This is a genomic window from Flavobacterium magnesitis (genome assembly GCF_041729735.1).
Taxonomy (GTDB): Bacteria; Bacteroidota; Bacteroidia; order Flavobacteriales; family Flavobacteriaceae; genus Flavobacterium; species Flavobacterium magnesitis.
This window is the reverse complement of record NZ_JBCFQK010000023.1, coordinates 1-18,804: the sequence shown is the minus strand read 5'-3', so window position 1 is coordinate 18,804 and position 18,804 is coordinate 1. Positions and strand designations below refer to the sequence as shown.

The window sequence follows — 18,804 nt, the reverse complement described above, 5'->3', positions numbered from 1 at the left end:
TTGAATACAATTATATAACTATATTTTTAGTTTAACAACTATTTTTATAGTTATTTAACTAATTTTTTAGTTTTAAAGGTTTCAAAACTTAAATATTAAGCGCTTAAGTCTTTGTGGCTTTGTAACTTTTAAACTATTTTTGCATAAAAATTTGAAGATGAGGTCTATTCTGTTATTTGTTTTTTTAGTTCAGTGTAGTTTTGGTTTTTGTCAGGGGAAATTTGATTTGGCTGCAGCCAAAAAATACCAGCAGGAATTGAATAAAGAATATGCTAATGCTAAAACGAGTCCGTTGGAAGCTCATGATTTAGCTGCTTTTAAAACTCTGGATTTTTATCCAATAAGTAAAACGTATTTTGTTAACGCTCGTTTTGTGAGAACTCCAAAAGAGAAACCATTCCAAATGAAAACTTCGACAGACAGAACACCTATTTTTGTAAAATATGGAGAAGCTCATTTTGAAATCAATGGTAAAAAATGCAAACTAAATCTTTATCAGGATGTGGTTTCGGCTAGAAATCCAGAATACAAGGACGATTTGTTTTTACCTTTTTTTGATGAAACATCAGGTAAAGAAAGTTATATAGGCGGAAAATACATTGATTTAAAAATTCCAAAAGGCAACACGATTGCTATCGATTTTAATACTTCATACAATCCGTATTGTGCTTATAATTATCGTTATTCTTGTCCAAAAGTACCTTTGGAAAACGATTTAAAAGTAGCTATTCGTGCGGGTGTAAAGAAATTTCATGACTAATGCAGTACTTTAATTTACATACACACGTTTATACCTCTCAGGAAGATATAGTAGAATTGGTCAATCAATACCCACAAGAATTTGATGCTGGTTTATCGAATTATTCCATAGGAATTCACCCGCTATTTATCAATCTGGATAGATTAGAAAGTGATTTTAAAATTTTAGAACAAAAAGTAACGTTGCCAGAATGTTTGGCTATTGGCGAATGCGGCTTAGACAAACGCAGCGAAACTGCTTTTGAAATTCAATTAGAAGTTTTAGAAAAACAATTGTTGTTAGCCGAAAAACATCAAAAACCAGTAGTAATCCATTGCGTACATGCTTTTCAGGAATTAGTGGAATTAAAGAACAAATTAAAGATTATAACTCCCATCCTAATTCATGGTTTTTCAAAAAAAGAACAATTGGCAAGACAACTTTTAGATAACGGATTTTATTTGTCATTTGGGAGATATCTATTACAAAATCCAGAATTAGAACAGCTTTTTAACGGTGTTCCCGAAAATCGATTTTTCTTAGAAACGGATACTTCAGATTATACTATCGAAGAAATATATGCCTTGGCAGCAAAATATAAAAAAATAACTGTAACGGAATTGCAGCAAATTATTTCGAATAATTTCAATACCGTTTTTGTAAATAAATAATTACCAAATAAACGAATACACATTAATTATGGCTGAATGGACCGAAAGAGCTGAATTATTATTTAGAAAAGAAGGATTAGAAAAATTACAAAATGCACATGTACTTGTGGTAGGATTAGGCGGTGTGGGCTCGTTTGCTGCCGAATTTTTAGCAAGAGCCGGAGTGGGAAAAATGACTATTGTGGATGGAGATGTAGTGGATATTACCAATATTAACCGACAATTACCTGCTTTGCATTCTACTGTTGGTCAGCCAAAAATAACAATTGTTGGTGATCGATTAATGGATATTAATCCTGAATTGGAACTGATTCGTGTACAGGAATTTCTTTCTCCAGAGCGTGCTTTAGAAATTGTAGATCCACAATTTGATTACGTTTTAGACTGTATTGATAGCATTACTCCAAAATTGAACCTGATTGTAGGTGCGAAGAAAAAAAAGGTGAAAATTATTTCAAATATGGGTGCTGGTGGAAAAATGATAGCCAGTAAAGTGGTTGTAAAAGACATTAGTAAAACTGATGTTTGTCCGTTAGCTAAAGTAGTGCGCAAACGACTTAAAAAAATGGGTGTTAGCCGTGGAGTGAAAGCAGTGTTTTCAATCGAAAAACCAGATGAAGGAAGTGTAAAAAGAACAGACGGTTCTAACTTCAAAAAATCTTTTTACGGAACCAATAGTTATATGCCAGGTTTATTCGGATTGCATGCTGCAGAAACAGTGATTCGTCATCTGCTTAAAAAAGAGTAACTAGTCCTTAGTGGTTAGTCCTGAGATATTAAACTTTAAACATTTTGCTAAGTACTAGGTACTAAGAACTAAAAATCTAAAAAAATGATACAAACAGTAATTTTTGACATGGACGGTGTAATTGTGGATACAGAACCAGTACATCGCTATGCGTATTACAAACAATTTGAAGAATTAAATATTGAAGTGAGCGAGGAATTGTACACTTCTTTTACGGGAAATTCGACTCGAAATATTTTTCAAAAGCTAAAAGATATTTTCCAATTAGAACATGAAGTGGAAGATTTAATTCAGAGAAAACGCAGTATTTTTAATGATGCTTTTGATACCAAAAAAGATTTGGAATTATTGGATGGTGTTCGAAATTTAATTGTGGACTTGCACAAAAACGGAGTACAGTTAATTTTAGCCTCTTCGGCATCAAAAGTAACTATTGAACGCGTTTTTAACCGATTTGAATTGCACCAATATTTTACTCATAAAGTAAGTGGAGAAGATTTTCCAAAATCGAAACCGCATCCTGCTATTTTTGAGCACGCTGCGAGTTTGTCTGTAGCGCCGAAAGAAAGTTGTATTGTTATAGAAGATAGCACAAATGGAATTATTGCAGCAAAAGCGGCAGGGATTTTGTGTATCGGTTACAACAGCTTGCATTCTAAAAATCAGGATTTGTCTGTAGCAGATAGCGTAGTGAATCATTTTGATGAGTTAAATTATGCTAGTGTTAAGGATTTGGATTCTAAATTATGCAATAATTAACAGCTGTAGTTGCATAGAAATTGTAAATTTGAATTTAAAAAATACCGAATTATGAAAAAGATTGTTGTTGTTTTAGCCCTTATTATTTCCCAATTTGCTGTTGAAGCTCAGGTGCGTATTCCTGAAACAAGCCCAAAAGCTGTTGTAAAACAAGTAGTGGGTTTGACTGATGTAGAGATTGTGTATTCGCGTCCTTCAGCAAGAGGAAGATCGGTTTTAGGGAATTTAGTTCCTTTTGGACAATTGTGGAGAACAGGTGCTAACGATAATTCGACAATTTCTTTTAGTGATGATGTAGTGATTAATGGAAAGACTTTGAAAAAAGGAAAATATGCCATTTACACCATTCCGAATATTCAAAATTGGGAAGTATTGTTTTATACAGCAACGGATAATTGGGGAACACCAAAAGAATTTGACGAATCTAAAGTGGCTTTGAAAACTTCGGTAAAAGAAGAAGCTTTAACTAAAGCTGTTGAAACTTTTACAATTGGAATTAATAATTTAGATACCAGTTCAGCGACTTTAGATATTTCCTGGGAGAACTCTTATGTATCTTTAAAATTTGAAGTTCCTACACAAAAACTCGCTATTGCTAGTATCGAAAAAGCATTGGCTGGACCAACACCAGAAGAATACTATACGGCAGCTCAGTATTATTACCAATCCAATAGTGATATTACAAAAGGAAGAGCTTACATCGATAAAGCTGTTGAAATGTCTAAGAATGTTCCGTTTTATTACTTGAGATTAAAATCGTTAATTCAAGCTAAAGAAGGTGATAAAAAAGGTGCAATCGAAACGGCTAAATGGTCAATTTCTGCTTCAGAAGCAGCAGGAAATAAAGAATATGTTGAAATGAATAAGGCAAGTATAGACGAGTGGAGTAGATAAAAATATTTCAGGTCTTTAATAATTCAAAAATCCCATCTCGTCACAAAAAACGAGATGGGATTTTTTTATTTTTCTAATCATCAAAGTTATGTTTTGAATGTTCATCATTAAAAATAACTCGAAGTGATGCTACATGACTTTTGGTAGTGATCGTTTGCAAAGACAGATATCTAATCTCCACAATAACTTTTCTTGCTTATGCAGTTATATTTTTCTCATTCTTAAAAATAGTCGCTTGAAGCAAAGCCGAAAGTACAATGGTCATTAAAGCTCCAATAAAATTCAACCACAAATAACCTAATTTTTCTTCGCCACTTGGATAGATGAAAATAGCAAAATAATAAATAATAAGAATTGTCACTTGGGTAATAAAGGCGCTGTAAAAAATAGCTTTGGCTTTAATGAATTTGATATAAAAACCAACTAAAAATATTCCTAGAACGGTTCCGTAAAATATAGAACCAATAATATTTACTAATTGGATTAAATTTTCGAAAAGTGTTCCAACACAAGCAAAAAGTATCGCTATAATTCCCCAAAAGAAGGTGAAAAATTTAGTAGCATTCAAATAGTGTTTTTCTGTTTTTTGCTCTTTTAAATTTCGCTTATAAATATCGATAGCTGTTGTGGAAGCTAAGGCATTAAGTCCCGAAGCAGTGGATGACATTGCTGCCGAAATGATTACTGCCAGCAATAATCCAATTAAACCTTTTGGCAAATAATTCAGGATAAAATGAAAGAAAACATAATCTTTATCGTTGGTTTCGCTATCATTATCGGCTTTTAGAATGATTTCTTTTGCATGATCTCTTAAATCTTTTTCTTTGGTCGAAATAGCAACTAATTCTTTTCTTAGAATGGGATTATCATAATCTTGATTCAATTGATCAATGTACAAAAGATTGATTACTTTTTTGTCTTCGGAAAGGGTTTCGAGCTTTTCTTCCAAAGCGTGGTATTCGTTTTTGTATTTCGATTTTTCAATCGCTATTTTATTATTCGGATTGAAATTTAAAGGAACAGGATTGAATTGGAAAAAGACAAAAACCATAACTCCCGTTAATAAAATAAAAAACTGCATCGGAACTTTTAGTATTCCGTTCATGATCAATCCCATTTGACTTTCACGAACGGATTTTCCAGATAAATAACGTCCTACCTGTGATTGATCGGTCCCAAAATAAGCCAAAGCCAGGAAAAAACCACCTGTTATTCCGCTCCAAAAAGTGTATTTTTCCTCAGGATCGGTAGAAAAATCAACGATATTCATTTTTCCATTGGCACCAGCAATATGCAGTGCATTAGTAAAAGTCATATCATTGGGTAGAAAATGAAGAATGAGAAAAAAAGTAATAAACATCCCCGACATAATTACAAACATCTGTTGTTTTTGGGTTACGTTAACTGCTTTTGTTCCGCCTGTAACGGTGTAAATAATTACCAGAATCCCAATGACAATATTCATGTATGTTAAGTTCCAACCCAATAATGCCGATAAAATAATTGCGGGAGCATAAATGGTTAATCCGGTTCCGAGACCTCTTTGAAATAAAAATAAGATAGCAGCTAGGGAACGTGTTTTTAAATCAAAACGTTTTTCAAGGTATTCGTAAGCAGTAAAAACTTTGTATTTGTGATAAATGGGAATAAAAGTCAGACAAATTACAATCATAGCAATTGGGAGTCCGAAATAAAATTGGACAAAACCCATTCCGTCATGATACGCCTGTCCTGGAGTAGAAAGGAAAGTAATGGCACTGGCCTGAGTAGCCATTACTGAAAGACCTACGGTATGCCATGGAGTTTCGTTACTGCCAAGGATAAAATCCTCTACGTTTTTACTTCCTTTAGTTTTCCAAGCACCATAAATTACTATAAAAAGCAAGGTAATAATCAATACAATCCAATCAAATAATTGCATGGCTTAAGAGTATAATTTCATTATTAAATAAAAAACCATGATGTAAATGACGTTTGCAACAAGCACCCAAGTGTAGCTTGTTTTCCAGTTTCTTTCTTTTTTTAATTCCATTTTAGCTGTCTTTTATTTTTCTGTTTTTTCAGTTTCAGTTGTTTTCAAAGCAATCATATTCGCTATCAGTCGGTAAGCACCTGAAACGCCCATTGGCAATTCTCTAAACAAACTTAAACCCGTGTAAATATATTGTCCTGCTCCATAATTTGCTACTAATAAAGCTCCTTTTTTAGGACTTTCTCCTTTATCATTCGATGATAAAATAGGAGTGAAGGCTGCGTCATATTGGTTTGGGTAATACAAACCTTGTTCTTGAGTCCAGTCTTTAAAATCTTTGTCAGTTATCTTATTTGGATAATTCAAAATAGGATGATTCGGTGCAAGAAATTCCACGGCGGCATTTTCATCGGTAACTCTATCGCTAGAAATGCTTAGCGGATATGGTGCAATATTTGCAGGAATTGATCGATCTGGCGTGTTGTATTGCACAATCAAAGTTTTTCCTCTTTTAACGAATTCCAGTAATAAATGTTGTCTGGTTTTTAAGAAAGGCAAAGTGTTATATGCACGGATTCCAGTGATAATCACATCAAAATTATTTAAATTTCTAGAATTGATTTCTTCAGGAGTTAACATTGTAACGGCATATCCCATTTGAGTTAAGCATTGAGGAACTTCGTCTCCAGCGCCCATAATGTAGCCAATTCTCTCATTGGTAATTTTTAAATCTAATTTTTTAAATTTCGCTTCAGATGGAAGTAAAATTTGCTGTTTCGAAATGTGTTCGTAAGTGGTAATGATTTGTTCCTTGTCTTGTTTTTTGTTGTCAATTGAAACCACACTTTTGGCTATAATCTCCGAAGTTTCTTTGGGAGGCGTCACATCAAAATATACGATTTGCTCGCTGTCTTTTTTATCTAAACTGAAATCAATTGATGCTGGCGAAACTGTCCAGTTTTTAGCTAATTCTAATTGGATAACTCCATTAATATTGTCTTTTCCTGCTTTGACTTGAACCGCTATTTTCTTGGTATTTCCGTCATTGAAAAAAGAAATTTGGTCTAAAATTTTGGTACTTACTTCAGGAACAATATCAAGGTAATTGTACATTTCACCTTTTACCTTGTCGTTGTATTTATAGACTACAGTTCGTTCAAACGGAATTGTAACTTCATTAATTTTGATATTAAATTGTAGTTTTGTATCTCTAATAATATCAGGAATTCCAATATTTTCCTGGTCTGAAACCTGATACATTCCTGTTGATGCTTTTTCTTTTAACCAATACGGTTGACTGTAAGCTGCATCTTGAGGCAATTGTAAATCAATAGTTTGGTTTTTAGAATTATTATTCTCTAAAACTTGATTGATTGCACTATTCTTTTTATCGGGAAAACTAGTAATGCTAACTAATTCCATCGGAATGGTACTTCTATTAATCGCTTCAATTTTTATTTTGATAGTACTTCCTGGCGTTGCTTGTTGCTCCAAGGCAACCGCTTCGAGATACAGTCCTGCACAGCTAGCAATGGTGTTTTTAATTTCGTTTAATTTAATAAGTTTCCAATGATTATCATCTAATGCAGCAATCATTTGATAAGCTTTGATTAGATCAGGAATGGAAGCGGATGGATGTGCAAAATTGTATCTGGTAGCTATTTGGCTAATCAGTTCTCCAATGGGTTTTCCGCCTTTTACACGGTTCCAACTGGTATCAATACCGTCAAAAATATCCGTTTTATTGTTTAGTTTTTGACCATTAATCAATTCTAAATACTCAGTTTCCTTACCACGAGTTCCAGTACTTCCAAAACCTTGTGATTTATGACTGCTTCGGCTTAAAGCAGCAATTTCCTGATTGGATTTTCCAAATTCAGGATAGTAAACTCCTGTTTCTAGAGTAATAAAATTAGATTTATCTGCGGCATCAAATTTTTCCTGATTTCCATAAAACCATACCGATGGATTAAAGAAAATACGTTTGGCTTGCCACGGATTGTACCATTTTAGTTGTTCTGGAAAACGTTTGGAATTATTAGACAAATTAAAACTTTCGATACTTAAAATTGCCGAAGCCGTATGATGCCCATGAGTAGTTCCTGGAGAGCGATGGTCAAAACGATTGATAATTACATCGGGTTGAAATTTTCGAATGGTCCAGATCACATCTGCCAATACTTTTTCCCGATCCCAAATTTCAAAGGTCTCATCGGGATTTTTAGAAAAACCAAAATCATTGGCACGAGAGAAAAATTGTTCTCCGCCATCAATTTTTCGAGCTTCGATGAGTTCTTGTGTTCGAATAACACCTAATAATTCTCTTAATTCGGAGCCAATTAAATTTTGCCCTCCATCACCACGAGTGAGCGAAAGATAAGCTGTTCTGGCTCTTTTTTCATTCGAAAAATAAGAAATCAAACGGGTGTTTTCGTCATCAGGGTGTGCAGCAACATAAAGGACGCTTCCTAAGAAATTTAATTTCTGAATTTGATTGTAAATTTCAACAGCATTGGGCTTTTGAGGTTTTTGAGCTGTTATGAATTGAAATAACAAAAGAAAGATAAAAATAAAAAGCGTTCTATTTTTGTGCATTTTTGTCTGGTTTAATGGCAATAACTTCAAATGTAGTAATTATTCTTTTGGAATAAAATCATTTTTGTTTTCGACGTAATTATTGAGAAATTAGAATATTTTGTAATTTAAAGTTCAACAAAAAATATACCGATATTTTTTCATCTTCAAAAAATGTGGATTTAAGGCAAAAAAATAAGAATCAACACTTTGTAAAAAGAAAAAACTACTTCGAAAAGTAGTTTTTTAAGAAAATACACGAGATTTATATTTTAACCTTAATTACAATTTTTTTAATTTTTCCATTGCTAATCATCGCTGCGTGGACATCTTCAGGAAATAAGATGGTGAATTGTCCCGGATTTAGTTCGAAAAACATGTCGGGCTGGTCAAAGAAAAAACGAACGTCTTTTTCGTCGCTGTAATCGCCATTTGGACTCACACATTTCTCTCTTGGTTTCCAAGCGTAGGTTTCTGGTCCGGCAACACAAACCTGAATATCGATATTTTTATCATGGCACTCAAAATGAACCAAACTTTGCTCTTTTGAATTTCCGTTTCCAGAATTAACGATAATCTTTAAATCATCAGAATATTGCGTTACGCCATCGGCTAGATTGGCTAAGTCGTTTTCGTTTAAAAATTGGAATGCCTTTTCAAAAGCAGGGTGTAAACCGTGATATTTTGCGGCATTTTGTAATGAATCTACAATCATTTTAAGATGTTTTTAATTTTATGTGTAAAGTAATAATTGCTTTTTTGGGTAACAAAAAATAAAAATACATTTTTAAATTTAATAGCCGAATGAAAAATAGTATAAAAAGGAATTTTTTAACGAATTCGTTTTTTAAAACGAATCCTTTCTTTTTGAATTAGTTGTGTATATTTGTTACTATTGCCTAAAAAAAAGAATTTAATTCTATAAAATACTTCAGATGATTGCTACTTTCAAAAATATAATTTCACTTTTATTCTTAGCTGTGTTTCTGTCTTGTCAATCGCAGAATGCTGTTGTAAATTCGAAAAATCAAGTCGCTACTGTGGTTGACGATACTACTTTTGTGAATTTAAAAGATTACAGTACTGATTTTATTTATGATATGAAATATGCTACCGAGGATAATTTTTTGAAAGCAAAAGTCTATGATTGTGCCGAATGTTATTTGCGTTTAAAAACCGTTAAGGCACTTATTGTTGCCAATGAAGCGTTTGTTAAAAAAGGATTCCGAATTAAATTATTTGATTGTTATCGTCCCTTGGATATTCAGAAAAAAATGTGGACAATTGTTTCTAATCCTAAGTATGTTGCTGATCCTGCCAGAGGGTCGATTCATAATCGGGGAGGAGCAGTAGATATTACGCTGGTGGATAAAAAAGGAAAGGAATTGGATATGGGAACTGCTTTTGATTTTTTTGGAATTGAAGCCAGTCATGGATACGAAAAATTATCTCAAAAAATAAAAAACAATCGTATTTTACTTAAAACAGTTATGACTCAGAATGGCTTTAACTCATTAGATTCAGAATGGTGGCATTATAATTTGCAATCGGCTTTGAAAGATAAGGTTGCTAATGAAAAATGGGATTGCGAATAGTTTTCAATATCAATTACAATGTCAAATTACAATTGCAATGAGAATAGCAATGTTTTAGCATAAGCCTATTTCTTTAAATAATCTTTTTAATCACTCTAAGTTTGTGAGTGTGTTTGTTTGTTTCGGGATTGAAGATTCCTAAATGGTCTATACGGTCAATTCTCACTTTACCACTAGCGTGAATGATGTAATTGTTTTCCATGATAATCCCTACGTGGATGATATTCCCTTCTTCGTTATCAAAAAAGGCCAAATCGCCTGGCTCGCTTTCTTCAATAAAACTTAAAGCTTCTCCTTGCGTGGCTTGCTGCGATGCGTCTCTTAAAAGTTTGTATCCATTCAGTTTATAAACCATTTGTGTAAAACCAGAACAATCCACTCCAAAAGGTGTTTTTCCTCCCCACAAATAAGGCGCATTTAAGTATAAATAAGCCGTATTAATAATGTTTTTTTTGTCTTTTACACCATTGACTTTGGTGCCTTCAAATTCATAATTCTGTGTGTTGATTTCGTTATTATTTAAAAATGATAGCGAAGCACCCAGCGGAATAGGAATAAGTAGGTTAGTGGCAGTGGTAATATATTCGATTAAATCTGAATTTAATATGATGGTTTCTTTAGATAGTTGTTCGAAATTAATTTCGGAGATTTCCTGATATTGCTTAGAATCCACCCAGCCTTCGTACCCATCATATTGTAGTTTGATGCGTGACCATTGTTTGTTTTTTTCAAGTATTTCAAAGTGTTCTCCAAATAATACCTGAGAAACAATTTCACTTCTGTCACTTGCTTCAAAACGAAGGGGGATGATGGCTAGATTACAAATTCCGAACATTAATTCTATTTTTTTTAGATTCTTTCAATAACAATTGCTGAAGCACCACCACCACCATTACAAATGGCTGCAGCTCCTATTTTGGCATCATTTTGTTCTAAAATATGAAGCAAACTCACTAAGATTCGAGCACCTGAACAACCTAATGGATGTCCTAAAGCAACTGCGCCTCCGTTTACGTTCACTTTTTTGCTATCCAAACCTAGAATTTTGATGTTGGCTAAACCAACAACAGAAAAAGCTTCGTTAAATTCGAAAAAATCAACATCATTTATTGTTATTCCTGCTTTATCTAAGGCTTTTGGTAAGGCCTTAGCAGGGCTTGTAGTGAACCATTTTGGTTCTTGTGCAGCATCGGCATAACCTTTAATGTATGCCAATGGTTTAAGGTTTAATTGGGCTGCTTTTTCCTCGCTCATCAATATTAAAGCCGCAGCACCATCATTTATTGTGGAAGCATTGGCTGCGGTTACGGTTCCATCTTTCGAAAAAACTGGATTTAAAGTTGGAATTTTCTCTAATTTAACATTGGTAAATTCTTCGTCTTTTGCAATAACAATGGGTTCACCACGTCTTTGTGGCACTTCAACGGGAACTACTTCAGCATCAAATTTTCCAGTTGTCCAGGCTTGAGCGGAACGATTGTAAGATTCAATAGCGTAATTATCCTGTTCTTCTCTACTAATGTTGTATTCCGTAGCACAAAGATCAGCATAAACACCCATAGCTTGATTGTCGTAAGCATCAACTAATCCGTCTTTTTGCATTCCGTCGATAAGAGTGGTTGGTCCAAATTTAGTTCCGTTTCTTAGATGCGTATAATGCGGAATTAAACTCATGTTTTCCATACCACCTGCTATTACAATTTCGGCATCACCTGATTGAATTGCTTGTGCTGCCATCATTACAGCTTTCATTCCAGAAGCACATACTTTATTGACAGTAGTACAAGGAACTAAATTACTTAAACCAGCAAAAAGAGCTGCTTGACGCGCAGGAGCTTGTCCTACTCCGGCCTGAATTACATTTCCCATAAGTACTTCGTCAACTAAGGTAGGATCTAGCTTTATTTTATCCAAAGCACCTTTTATGGCTATGGCACCAAGTTGAGGGGCTGGAATATTGGCTAATCCGCCCATGAAACTTCCTATTGGAGTTCTTGCTGCAGAAACGATAACTACTTTTTTGCTCATGACTTATATGGTTTGATTGTATGCTGTAGCAAATTTACTCTTTTTTGTATAAAATTTATATTTTGACTTGTTGATTCTGTTTAATGTAAAATAGTTTTAGTTTTATTGGAATCTATGTGTTTGATTGTTAGTGTTTTTACAATAGGGTGAAAAAAATAATAAAAAAAAGCATAAAAATAGTTGTGAGAAATGGGATGATGTGTTACATTTGCAACCGCAAAACAAGACACGTTCTTTGAGCTTGGAGAGGTGCCAGAGCGGTAATGGAGCAGATTGCTAATCTGTCGACGAGTAATCGTCGCCAGGGTTCGAGTCCCTGTCTCTCCGCTTAAAATTTTTCCTTCGGGGTGTAGCGTAGCCCGGTTATCGCGCCTGCTTTGGGAGCAGGAGGCCGCAGGTTCGAATCCTGCCACCCCGACTTTTTTTAAAGTTTTTAATATAAAAACTTATTTTGGTTCCATAGCTCAGCTGGATAGAGCAACGCACTTCTAATGCGTAGGTCGAAGGTTCGAATCCTTCTGGGATCACAACAAGCCACTCCATCGAGTGGCTTTTTTGTTTTTCACTATGTTCAAAATCACGAAATTCTGGATCCCGGATCAATACGAAAACGGATCAACATAAAAACCTGTGGAGTTAGAAAAAATTACCGCAGAGAGCGCTAAGTTTTTTACCCTTAGTTTTTATAAAAAGGCAAAGTTCGCAAAGCTTTCTATTGACTTCGCTTTGCGAACTTTGTGCTTTTAGAAGCATTCATGGTTGAAAATCTTTGCGTTCTCTGCGTTAAAAAAATAATTATAGCGTATGGTTTTTATGTTTCTCTACAATATTTAGCGTTGAGCCATTAATTTGCTAAAACAAAAAAGTCCCACCGAAGCAGGACTAAAGATTTTCATCTACGGCATATAGCCTTATTGTGATAAGATTAAAGATTAGAAATTTTAATCAGTTACAAATATATAGAAAAATTAAATTGGTTTGAATAAGGAAATCCGTAATTGTGTTAATTTTTTTTATGGTATATTTCGTTCGTGTTAAATTTTAAGAGATATGGCAAAAATATTAGGATTAGATTTAGGGACAAATTCAATTGGTTGGGCGATTGTAGAAAAAGATAATAATGATTTTTCTCTTTTAGATAAAGGAGTTCGAATATTTTCGGAAGGGGTAAAGTCAGAAAAAGGTGTTGAAAGTTCACGTGCAGCAGAACGTACTGGTTATAGAAGTGCGAGAAAAATTAAATATCGAAGAAAATTAAGAAAATATGAAACTTTAAAAGTACTCTCCTTAAATGGAATGTGTCCTTTATCTGTTGAAGAAGTGGAAGATTGGAAAAAATCTGGGTTTAAAAATTATCCGCTAAACCCTGAATTCCTAAAATGGTTGCGAACTGATGAAGATGAAAATATAAATCCATATGTTTTTAGAGATAGAGCAAGTAAAAAGAAAGTTGCTTTATTTGAGATAGGAAGAGCTTTATATCATATTGCCCAAAGAAGAGGTTTTTTAAGTAATCGATTAGATCAATCAGCAGAAGGAATTTTAGAAGAACATTGCCCGAAGATAGAATCTATTGTTGAGGATTTAAATTCTTATGATGAAATTTTAGAAAATTTAAAAGAATATTTTTTTGAAACCGGAATACTTGATGCTAATGAAAAAAGTGGTTATGCAAAAGATTTAGATGAAGGTGATAAAAAATTGGTCTCATTATATAAATCAATTCAAGCAATTGTTAAAAAGAATGAAACTGATTTTGAAAAAGGCAAAGCAGAAATTATTGAACGATTAAACAAAAAAGATGTTTTAGGTAAAGTAAAAGGCAAAATTAAAGATATTTCACAAGCTATGCTTGATGGAAACTTTAAAACTTTAGGTCAGTATTTTTTTAGTTTGTACAACAAAGGAAAAATTAGAAATCAATACACTTCTCGTGAAGAACATTATTTGAATGAGTTTATTACAATCTGTAAAGTTCAAGGAATTCAAGAAATTAATGAGAATGAAAAATTACCAGAAAAGAAGTTCACTGGATTAGCAAAAGAATTGTACAGAGCAATTTTCTTCCAAAGACCATTGAAATCTCAAAAAGGATTGATTGGAAAATGTTCCTTTGAAACAAGTAAATCTCGTTGTGCAATTTCACATCCTGATTTTGAAGAATACAGAATGTGGACGTACTTGAATACTATAAAAATAGGAACTCAAAGCGAAAAAACGTTACGCTTTTTAACTCAAGAAGAAAAATTAAAATTAGTTCCAAAATTCTACAGAAAAAATGAGTTTAATTTTGAAGTTATAGCCAAAGAGCTAATTGAAAAAGGAGCAAGTTTTGGTTTTTATAAATCTTCAAAGAAGAATGATTATTTTTATTGGTTCAATTACAAACCAACAGACACTGTTTCTGCTTGTCAAGTTTCTGCATCATTAAAAAATGTGATTGGAGAAGATTGGAAAACCAAAATATTCAATTACATAACTTTAAATTCGAAACAAGAACAAGTTGCTAAATCTGTTGATTATAAAGATTTATGGCACTTGCTTTCCGTTTCAACTTCAGATGTATATTTATATGAATATGCAAAAGACAAACTAGGTTTTGATGATAAAAATGCAAAAGCATTTAGTAAAATCAAATTAAAAAAAGATTTTGCGAGTTTAAGTTTGTCTGCAATCACTAAAATTCTTCCTTACATAAAAGAAGGATTGTTGTATTCCCATGCTGTTTTTATGGCAAATATCGAAAATATTGTTGATGAGCATATTTGGAAAGATGCTAACCAAAGAAAATACATTCAAATTCAAATAGCCGAAATTGTCGAAAATTATACGTTTGAAAAAAATCAGTTAGAAATAATTAACGGACTTATTAAAGATTGTAAAGTAAAAGAAGAGTATTACTCCAAAGAGGCAGAATCCATTTATAAAAATGATTTGGCCAACAAATTAGTTTTGTTTTATAAAAGCCATTCTATTGAAAACGAATCAGACCAAAAAGCAATTCTTGATAACCTGTTTCCAATTTTTATTGAGCAATTAAAAAAATACGAATTTGTAAAAGTACAACGATTAGATGAAAAAGTTTTAGAGTTTCTTTCGGGAGAAAACGAAGATGGCGAAGTGTTTTGCAGTAATCCAAAACGACTGAAAAAACTATATCATCCATCAGATATTGAAGTCTTTAAAAAGAAAATCATTAAAGATGAATTTGGTAATGAAAAAGTGGTTTTAGGAAGTCCATTGACAAATTCGATTAAAAACCCAATGGCAATGCGAGCTTTGCATCAGTTAAGAAAAGTGCTGAACACGCTTATTTTTGAAGGACAAGTAGATGAAAACACACGAATTCATATAGAAATGGCTCGTGAATTGAACGATGCCAATAAAAGAAAAGGAATTCAGGATTTTCAAAAAGAAAGGGAAGAGTTATATAAAATTTATGAATCAAAAATTAAAGAACTTTATTTTGTTAAAACAGGTAACGAGTTAAATAACGTGACTAATGATGATTTACAAAGATTTGAATCAGCATTAGAACAAACAAAAGATGGAAGACTAATAACCAAAGAAGAACTTTTAAAATATAAAATTTGGGAGGAACAGAATCATATATGTATTTATACTGGCAAGACAATAAATATAGATAGTTTTTTAGGCTCAAATCCAAAATTTGATATTGAGCATACAATTCCAAGAAGTATTTCTCAAGATAATTCTTTGATGAATAAAACGCTTTGCGATAAAGATTTTAATAGAATTATAAAAGGCAAAAAAATGCCAATTGAATTATCAAATTATAATGAGATTTTACCAAGGATTCAACATTGGAAAAAAGAATCAGAAAGGTTGGAGGATGAAATTAAACTTTTAACAAGACAAATAAAAGCAGCTGCAACCAAAGAGATTAAAGATAAAAAAATAAGAAGAAGACATTATCTTACTTTAAAACGAGATTACCTTCAAGGAAAGTACGACCGTTTTATTTGGACAGAACCAAAAGTAGGTTTTAAGAACAGTCAAATTCCAGATACAGGAATTATTACAAAATATTCGCAAGCGTATTTGAAATCGTATTTTAAAAGAGTAGAAAGTGTAAAAGGAGGAATGGTTGCCGAATTCAGAAAACAATGGGGAATTCAAGAAAGTTTTATAGATGAAAACGGATTCAAACAATATAAAGAAAAAGACAGAAGCAAACATACACATCATACCATTGATGCCATCACGATTGCTTGCATGACCAAAGACAAATATGATGTTTTGGCTCATGCTTGGAAATTGGAAGACGAGCAAAACAAAAAAGAAGCAAAAGCTATTATTGAACAGGCAAAACCTTGGAAAACGTTTAAAGAAGATTTACTAAAAATTGAAGAGGAAATTTTGGTTTCACATTACACACCAGATAACGTAAAAAAACAGTCTAAAAAGATTGTGAGAGTTCGAGGTAAAAAACAATATGTAGCAGAAATAGAAAGAGATGAAAAAGGGAAAGCAATTCCAAAAAAGGACGCTAATGGAAAAGTAATCTACAAGCTAAACGAAAAAGGAGAAAAACTTCCAAGATTGCAACAAGGTGACACAATAAGAGGTTCGTTGCATCAAGATAGTATTTATGGAGCAATTAAAAACTCGTTAAATACAGAAGAAATTCGTTATGTTATTCGCAAAGATTTAGAAAGTTTAAAAGCCAATGACATTGAAAATATTGTGGATGAAACCGTTAAAGAAAAAGTAAAAGAAGCAGTTGCGAATAAAGTGCTGTTGCTTTCCTCAAATGCACAACAAAAAAATAAAATTGATGGAATAGTTTGGATGAACGAAGAAAAACAAGTTCTAATCAATAAAGTTAGAATTTATGCTAATTCTGTAAAAAATCCTTTAGAGATAAAAGAGCATAGCAAATTATCAAAATCAAGACACGTGCATAAACAAAAAGTGTATGGGCAAAATGATGAGAATTATGCAATGGCGATTTATGAATTGGATGGCAAAAGAGAATTTGAATTAATCAATAATTTTAATTTAGCGAAACTTATAAAGAATGGGCAAGGCTTCTATCCGATGAATAAGAAAAAAGAAGTTAAAGGGAAAACAGTTTTAATTCCTATTTCAAAGAGTAATAACAGAAATGTTGTTTTGAAAAGAGGCCAACAAGTTGTTTTTTATGATAAGGAAATAGAACAGCCTAAGGATATTTCTGAAATAGTAGATTTTAAAGGAAGAATCTATTTGATTGAAGGTTTGTCAATTCAGAGAATTGTAAGACCATCTGGAAAAGTAGATGAATATGGAGTTATTATGTTAAGGTATTTTAAAGAAGCAAGGAAAGCAGATGATATTAAAAAAGATAATTTTAAACCTGATGGAGCTTTTAAATTCAGTGAAAATAAACCAACAAGAAAAATGAATCACATTCAATTTACAGCATTTGTTGAAGGAATTGATTTTAAAGTTTTGCCAACTGGAAAGTTTGAAAAAATATAATTTTTGTCATTTCAATCAAAGGGAAAAATCACATAATCATTGATTTAAAAATTATGATTCCCTACTGTAATAGGAATAAAAAATAAAAGTTCATTGACATAAGCTTTTCAAACTCTTAAACAGCCAAACCACAACGGAAAATCTCCTTGATTTTCTGCCGACGGATTTTCCGTTGTGGTTTGATTAAAGATTAGAAAACACGATATTTAATTTATTTTATTTCAACAAATAACGAATGTTGTGGTTTGATTAAAGATTAGAAAACACGATATTTTTTTTAACAGATGAAGAGTTAAGCCTTGCGTTGTGGTTTGATTAAAGATTAGAAAACACGATATTTCTTCGAAAGTTCACGGCGAACAGCCTTAAGTTGTGGTTTGATTAAAGATTAGAAAACACGATATTTCGTAGCGTTTTATTAAAATAGGCTCTTATGTTGTGGTTTGATTAAAGATTAGAAAACACGATATTTTGCCCCGCAAGAGGTACAAGGTTCAACACGTTGTGGTTTGATTAAAGATTAGAAAACACGATATTGGCTATTTTGAGCAAGCACGAACGTCAAGAGTTGTGGTTTGATTAAAGATTAGAAAACACGATATTAATGGTAATTTGTGGAAGCTCCCTGAAACAGTTGTGGTTTGATTAAAGATTAGAAAACACGATATTAATACCCTTGGGATATTATTATATTTAAAGTTGTGGTTTGATTAAAGATTAGAAAACACGATATTTGGTGGTTCAATTATAATTCCAGCTACAGGGTTGTGGTTTGATTAAAGATTAGAAAACACGATATTATCGAATAAAGATGGTGTTCACGAATGGGTGTTGTGGTTTGATTAAAGATTAGAAAACACGATATTTCTATACAAGAAAGGTGTAGCCATTGCACCGTTGTGGTTTGATTAAAGATTAGAAAACACGATATTGATTACTTGTTTTTCTTAGGTGGTGTGCCGTTGTGGTTTGATTAAAGATTAGAAAACACGATATTGGAGAGCTTGGGAAGTCCTCAGAGGGTAAGTTGTGGTTTGATTAAAGATTAGAAAACACGATATTTCTTCAATTATTTCGGGAATACTTTCCACGGTTGTGGTTTGATTAAAGATTAGAAAACACGATATTAACTGTCGCAAGATTTTGCAATGTCGTCTGGTTGTGGTTTGATTAAAGATTAGAAAACACGATATTGAGTTCAATATAACTTTATCTGGTGCGTTTGTTGTGGTTTGATTAAAGATTAGAAAACACGATATTTCGTGAATTGCAGCTGTCAATTCGTTGTATGTTGTGGTTTGATTAAAGATTAGAAAACACGATATTAGTAATTAAATATA

Annotated in this window: 12 protein-coding genes, 3 tRNA genes and 1 CRISPR repeat array; of the genes, 10 read left to right on the top strand and 5 right to left on the bottom strand. The window is 32.6% G+C overall.

What is annotated here, in order from left to right:
- The first annotated feature begins 157 nt into the window (after positions 1-157).
- The 5 genes from AAGV33_RS13625 to AAGV33_RS13605 all read left to right on the top strand — a co-directional run bounded on the left by AAGV33_RS13625 (position 158) and on the right by AAGV33_RS13605 (position 3,811).
- Complete coding sequence (locus AAGV33_RS13625; protein WP_373392639.1) at positions 158-760, top strand: DUF1684 domain-containing protein; 603 nt, start codon at positions 158-160, stop codon at positions 758-760.
- A complete protein-coding gene (locus tag AAGV33_RS13620) occupies positions 760-1,410 on the top strand; it encodes a TatD family hydrolase (RefSeq protein WP_373392637.1) in 651 nt (216 codons plus the stop codon). The genes AAGV33_RS13625 and AAGV33_RS13620 overlap by 1 nt, the downstream gene beginning before the upstream one ends.
- A 28-nt stretch (positions 1,411-1,438) precedes the next feature.
- Entirely contained in the window at positions 1,439-2,158 is a 720-nt protein-coding gene (locus tag AAGV33_RS13615; RefSeq protein WP_373392635.1) for a tRNA threonylcarbamoyladenosine dehydratase, read from the top strand.
- 84 nt (positions 2,159-2,242) lie between these two features.
- Entirely contained in the window at positions 2,243-2,917 is a 675-nt protein-coding gene (locus AAGV33_RS13610) for an HAD family hydrolase (RefSeq protein WP_373392633.1), read from the top strand.
- A 51-nt stretch (positions 2,918-2,968) separates the two neighbouring features.
- On the top strand, positions 2,969-3,811 hold the full coding sequence (locus AAGV33_RS13605) for a DUF2911 domain-containing protein (RefSeq protein WP_373392631.1): 843 nt from the start codon (positions 2,969-2,971) through the stop codon (positions 3,809-3,811).
- A 196-nt stretch (positions 3,812-4,007) separates the two neighbouring features.
- Here the strand turns inward: AAGV33_RS13605 and AAGV33_RS13600 are convergent, their stop codons facing one another.
- From AAGV33_RS13600 to AAGV33_RS13590, 3 genes are all read right to left on the bottom strand, one after another.
- Positions 4,008-5,732: a sodium:solute symporter family protein gene (locus AAGV33_RS13600; RefSeq protein ID WP_373392629.1), complete on the bottom strand. Its 1,725-nt coding sequence runs from the start codon at positions 5,730-5,732 to the stop codon at positions 4,008-4,010.
- 123 nt (positions 5,733-5,855) lie between these two features.
- Positions 5,856-8,378, bottom strand: coding sequence for a PIG-L family deacetylase (locus AAGV33_RS13595; RefSeq protein ID WP_373392628.1), 2,523 nt, complete (start codon positions 8,376-8,378; stop codon positions 5,856-5,858).
- Between the two features lie 244 nt (positions 8,379-8,622).
- On the bottom strand, positions 8,623-9,072 hold the full coding sequence (locus AAGV33_RS13590) for a NanQ anomerase/TabA/YiaL family protein (protein ID WP_373392626.1): 450 nt from the start codon (positions 9,070-9,072) through the stop codon (positions 8,623-8,625).
- Positions 9,073-9,292: 220 nt separating this feature from the next.
- Here AAGV33_RS13590 and ddpX point away from each other — a divergent pair, with 220 nt between their 5' ends.
- Positions 9,293-9,952: a D-alanyl-D-alanine dipeptidase gene (gene ddpX, locus AAGV33_RS13585; RefSeq protein ID WP_373392624.1), complete on the top strand. Its 660-nt coding sequence runs from the start codon at positions 9,293-9,295 to the stop codon at positions 9,950-9,952.
- Between the two features lie 73 nt (positions 9,953-10,025).
- On the opposite strand, the gene AAGV33_RS13580 is transcribed toward ddpX, so the two are convergent.
- Together AAGV33_RS13580 and AAGV33_RS13575 are read right to left on the bottom strand one after the other, a co-directional pair.
- Positions 10,026-10,787 (bottom strand): C40 family peptidase, encoded by a 762-nt coding sequence (locus tag AAGV33_RS13580; RefSeq protein ID WP_373392623.1) that lies wholly within the window; start codon positions 10,785-10,787, stop codon positions 10,026-10,028.
- A 14-nt stretch (positions 10,788-10,801) separates the two neighbouring features.
- Positions 10,802-11,980 carry an acetyl-CoA C-acyltransferase gene (locus tag AAGV33_RS13575; protein ID WP_373392622.1) on the bottom strand — a complete coding sequence of 393 codons (1,179 nt, stop codon included), beginning with the start codon at positions 11,978-11,980 and terminating at the stop codon, positions 10,802-10,804.
- A 243-nt stretch (positions 11,981-12,223) separates the two neighbouring features.
- Here AAGV33_RS13575 and AAGV33_RS13570 point away from each other — a divergent pair.
- From AAGV33_RS13570 to cas9, 4 genes are all read left to right on the top strand, one after another.
- Positions 12,224-12,307, top strand: a tRNA-Ser gene (locus AAGV33_RS13570).
- Positions 12,308-12,323: 16 nt separating this feature from the next.
- A tRNA-Pro gene (locus AAGV33_RS13565) sits at positions 12,324-12,398 on the top strand.
- A 35-nt stretch (positions 12,399-12,433) separates the two neighbouring features.
- Positions 12,434-12,507: transfer RNA gene (locus tag AAGV33_RS13560), tRNA-Arg, on the top strand.
- Between the two features lie 523 nt (positions 12,508-13,030).
- Positions 13,031-17,464 carry a type II CRISPR RNA-guided endonuclease Cas9 gene (cas9, locus tag AAGV33_RS13555; RefSeq protein WP_373392620.1) on the top strand — a complete coding sequence of 1,478 codons (4,434 nt, stop codon included), beginning with the start codon at positions 13,031-13,033 and terminating at the stop codon, positions 17,462-17,464.
- Positions 17,465-17,635: 171 nt separating this feature from the next.
- A CRISPR array of direct repeats spans positions 17,636-18,790; the repeat unit is 36 nt; unit sequence GTTGTGGTTTGATTAAAGATTAGAAAACACGATATT.
- Between the last annotated feature and the right edge of the window lie 14 nt (positions 18,791-18,804).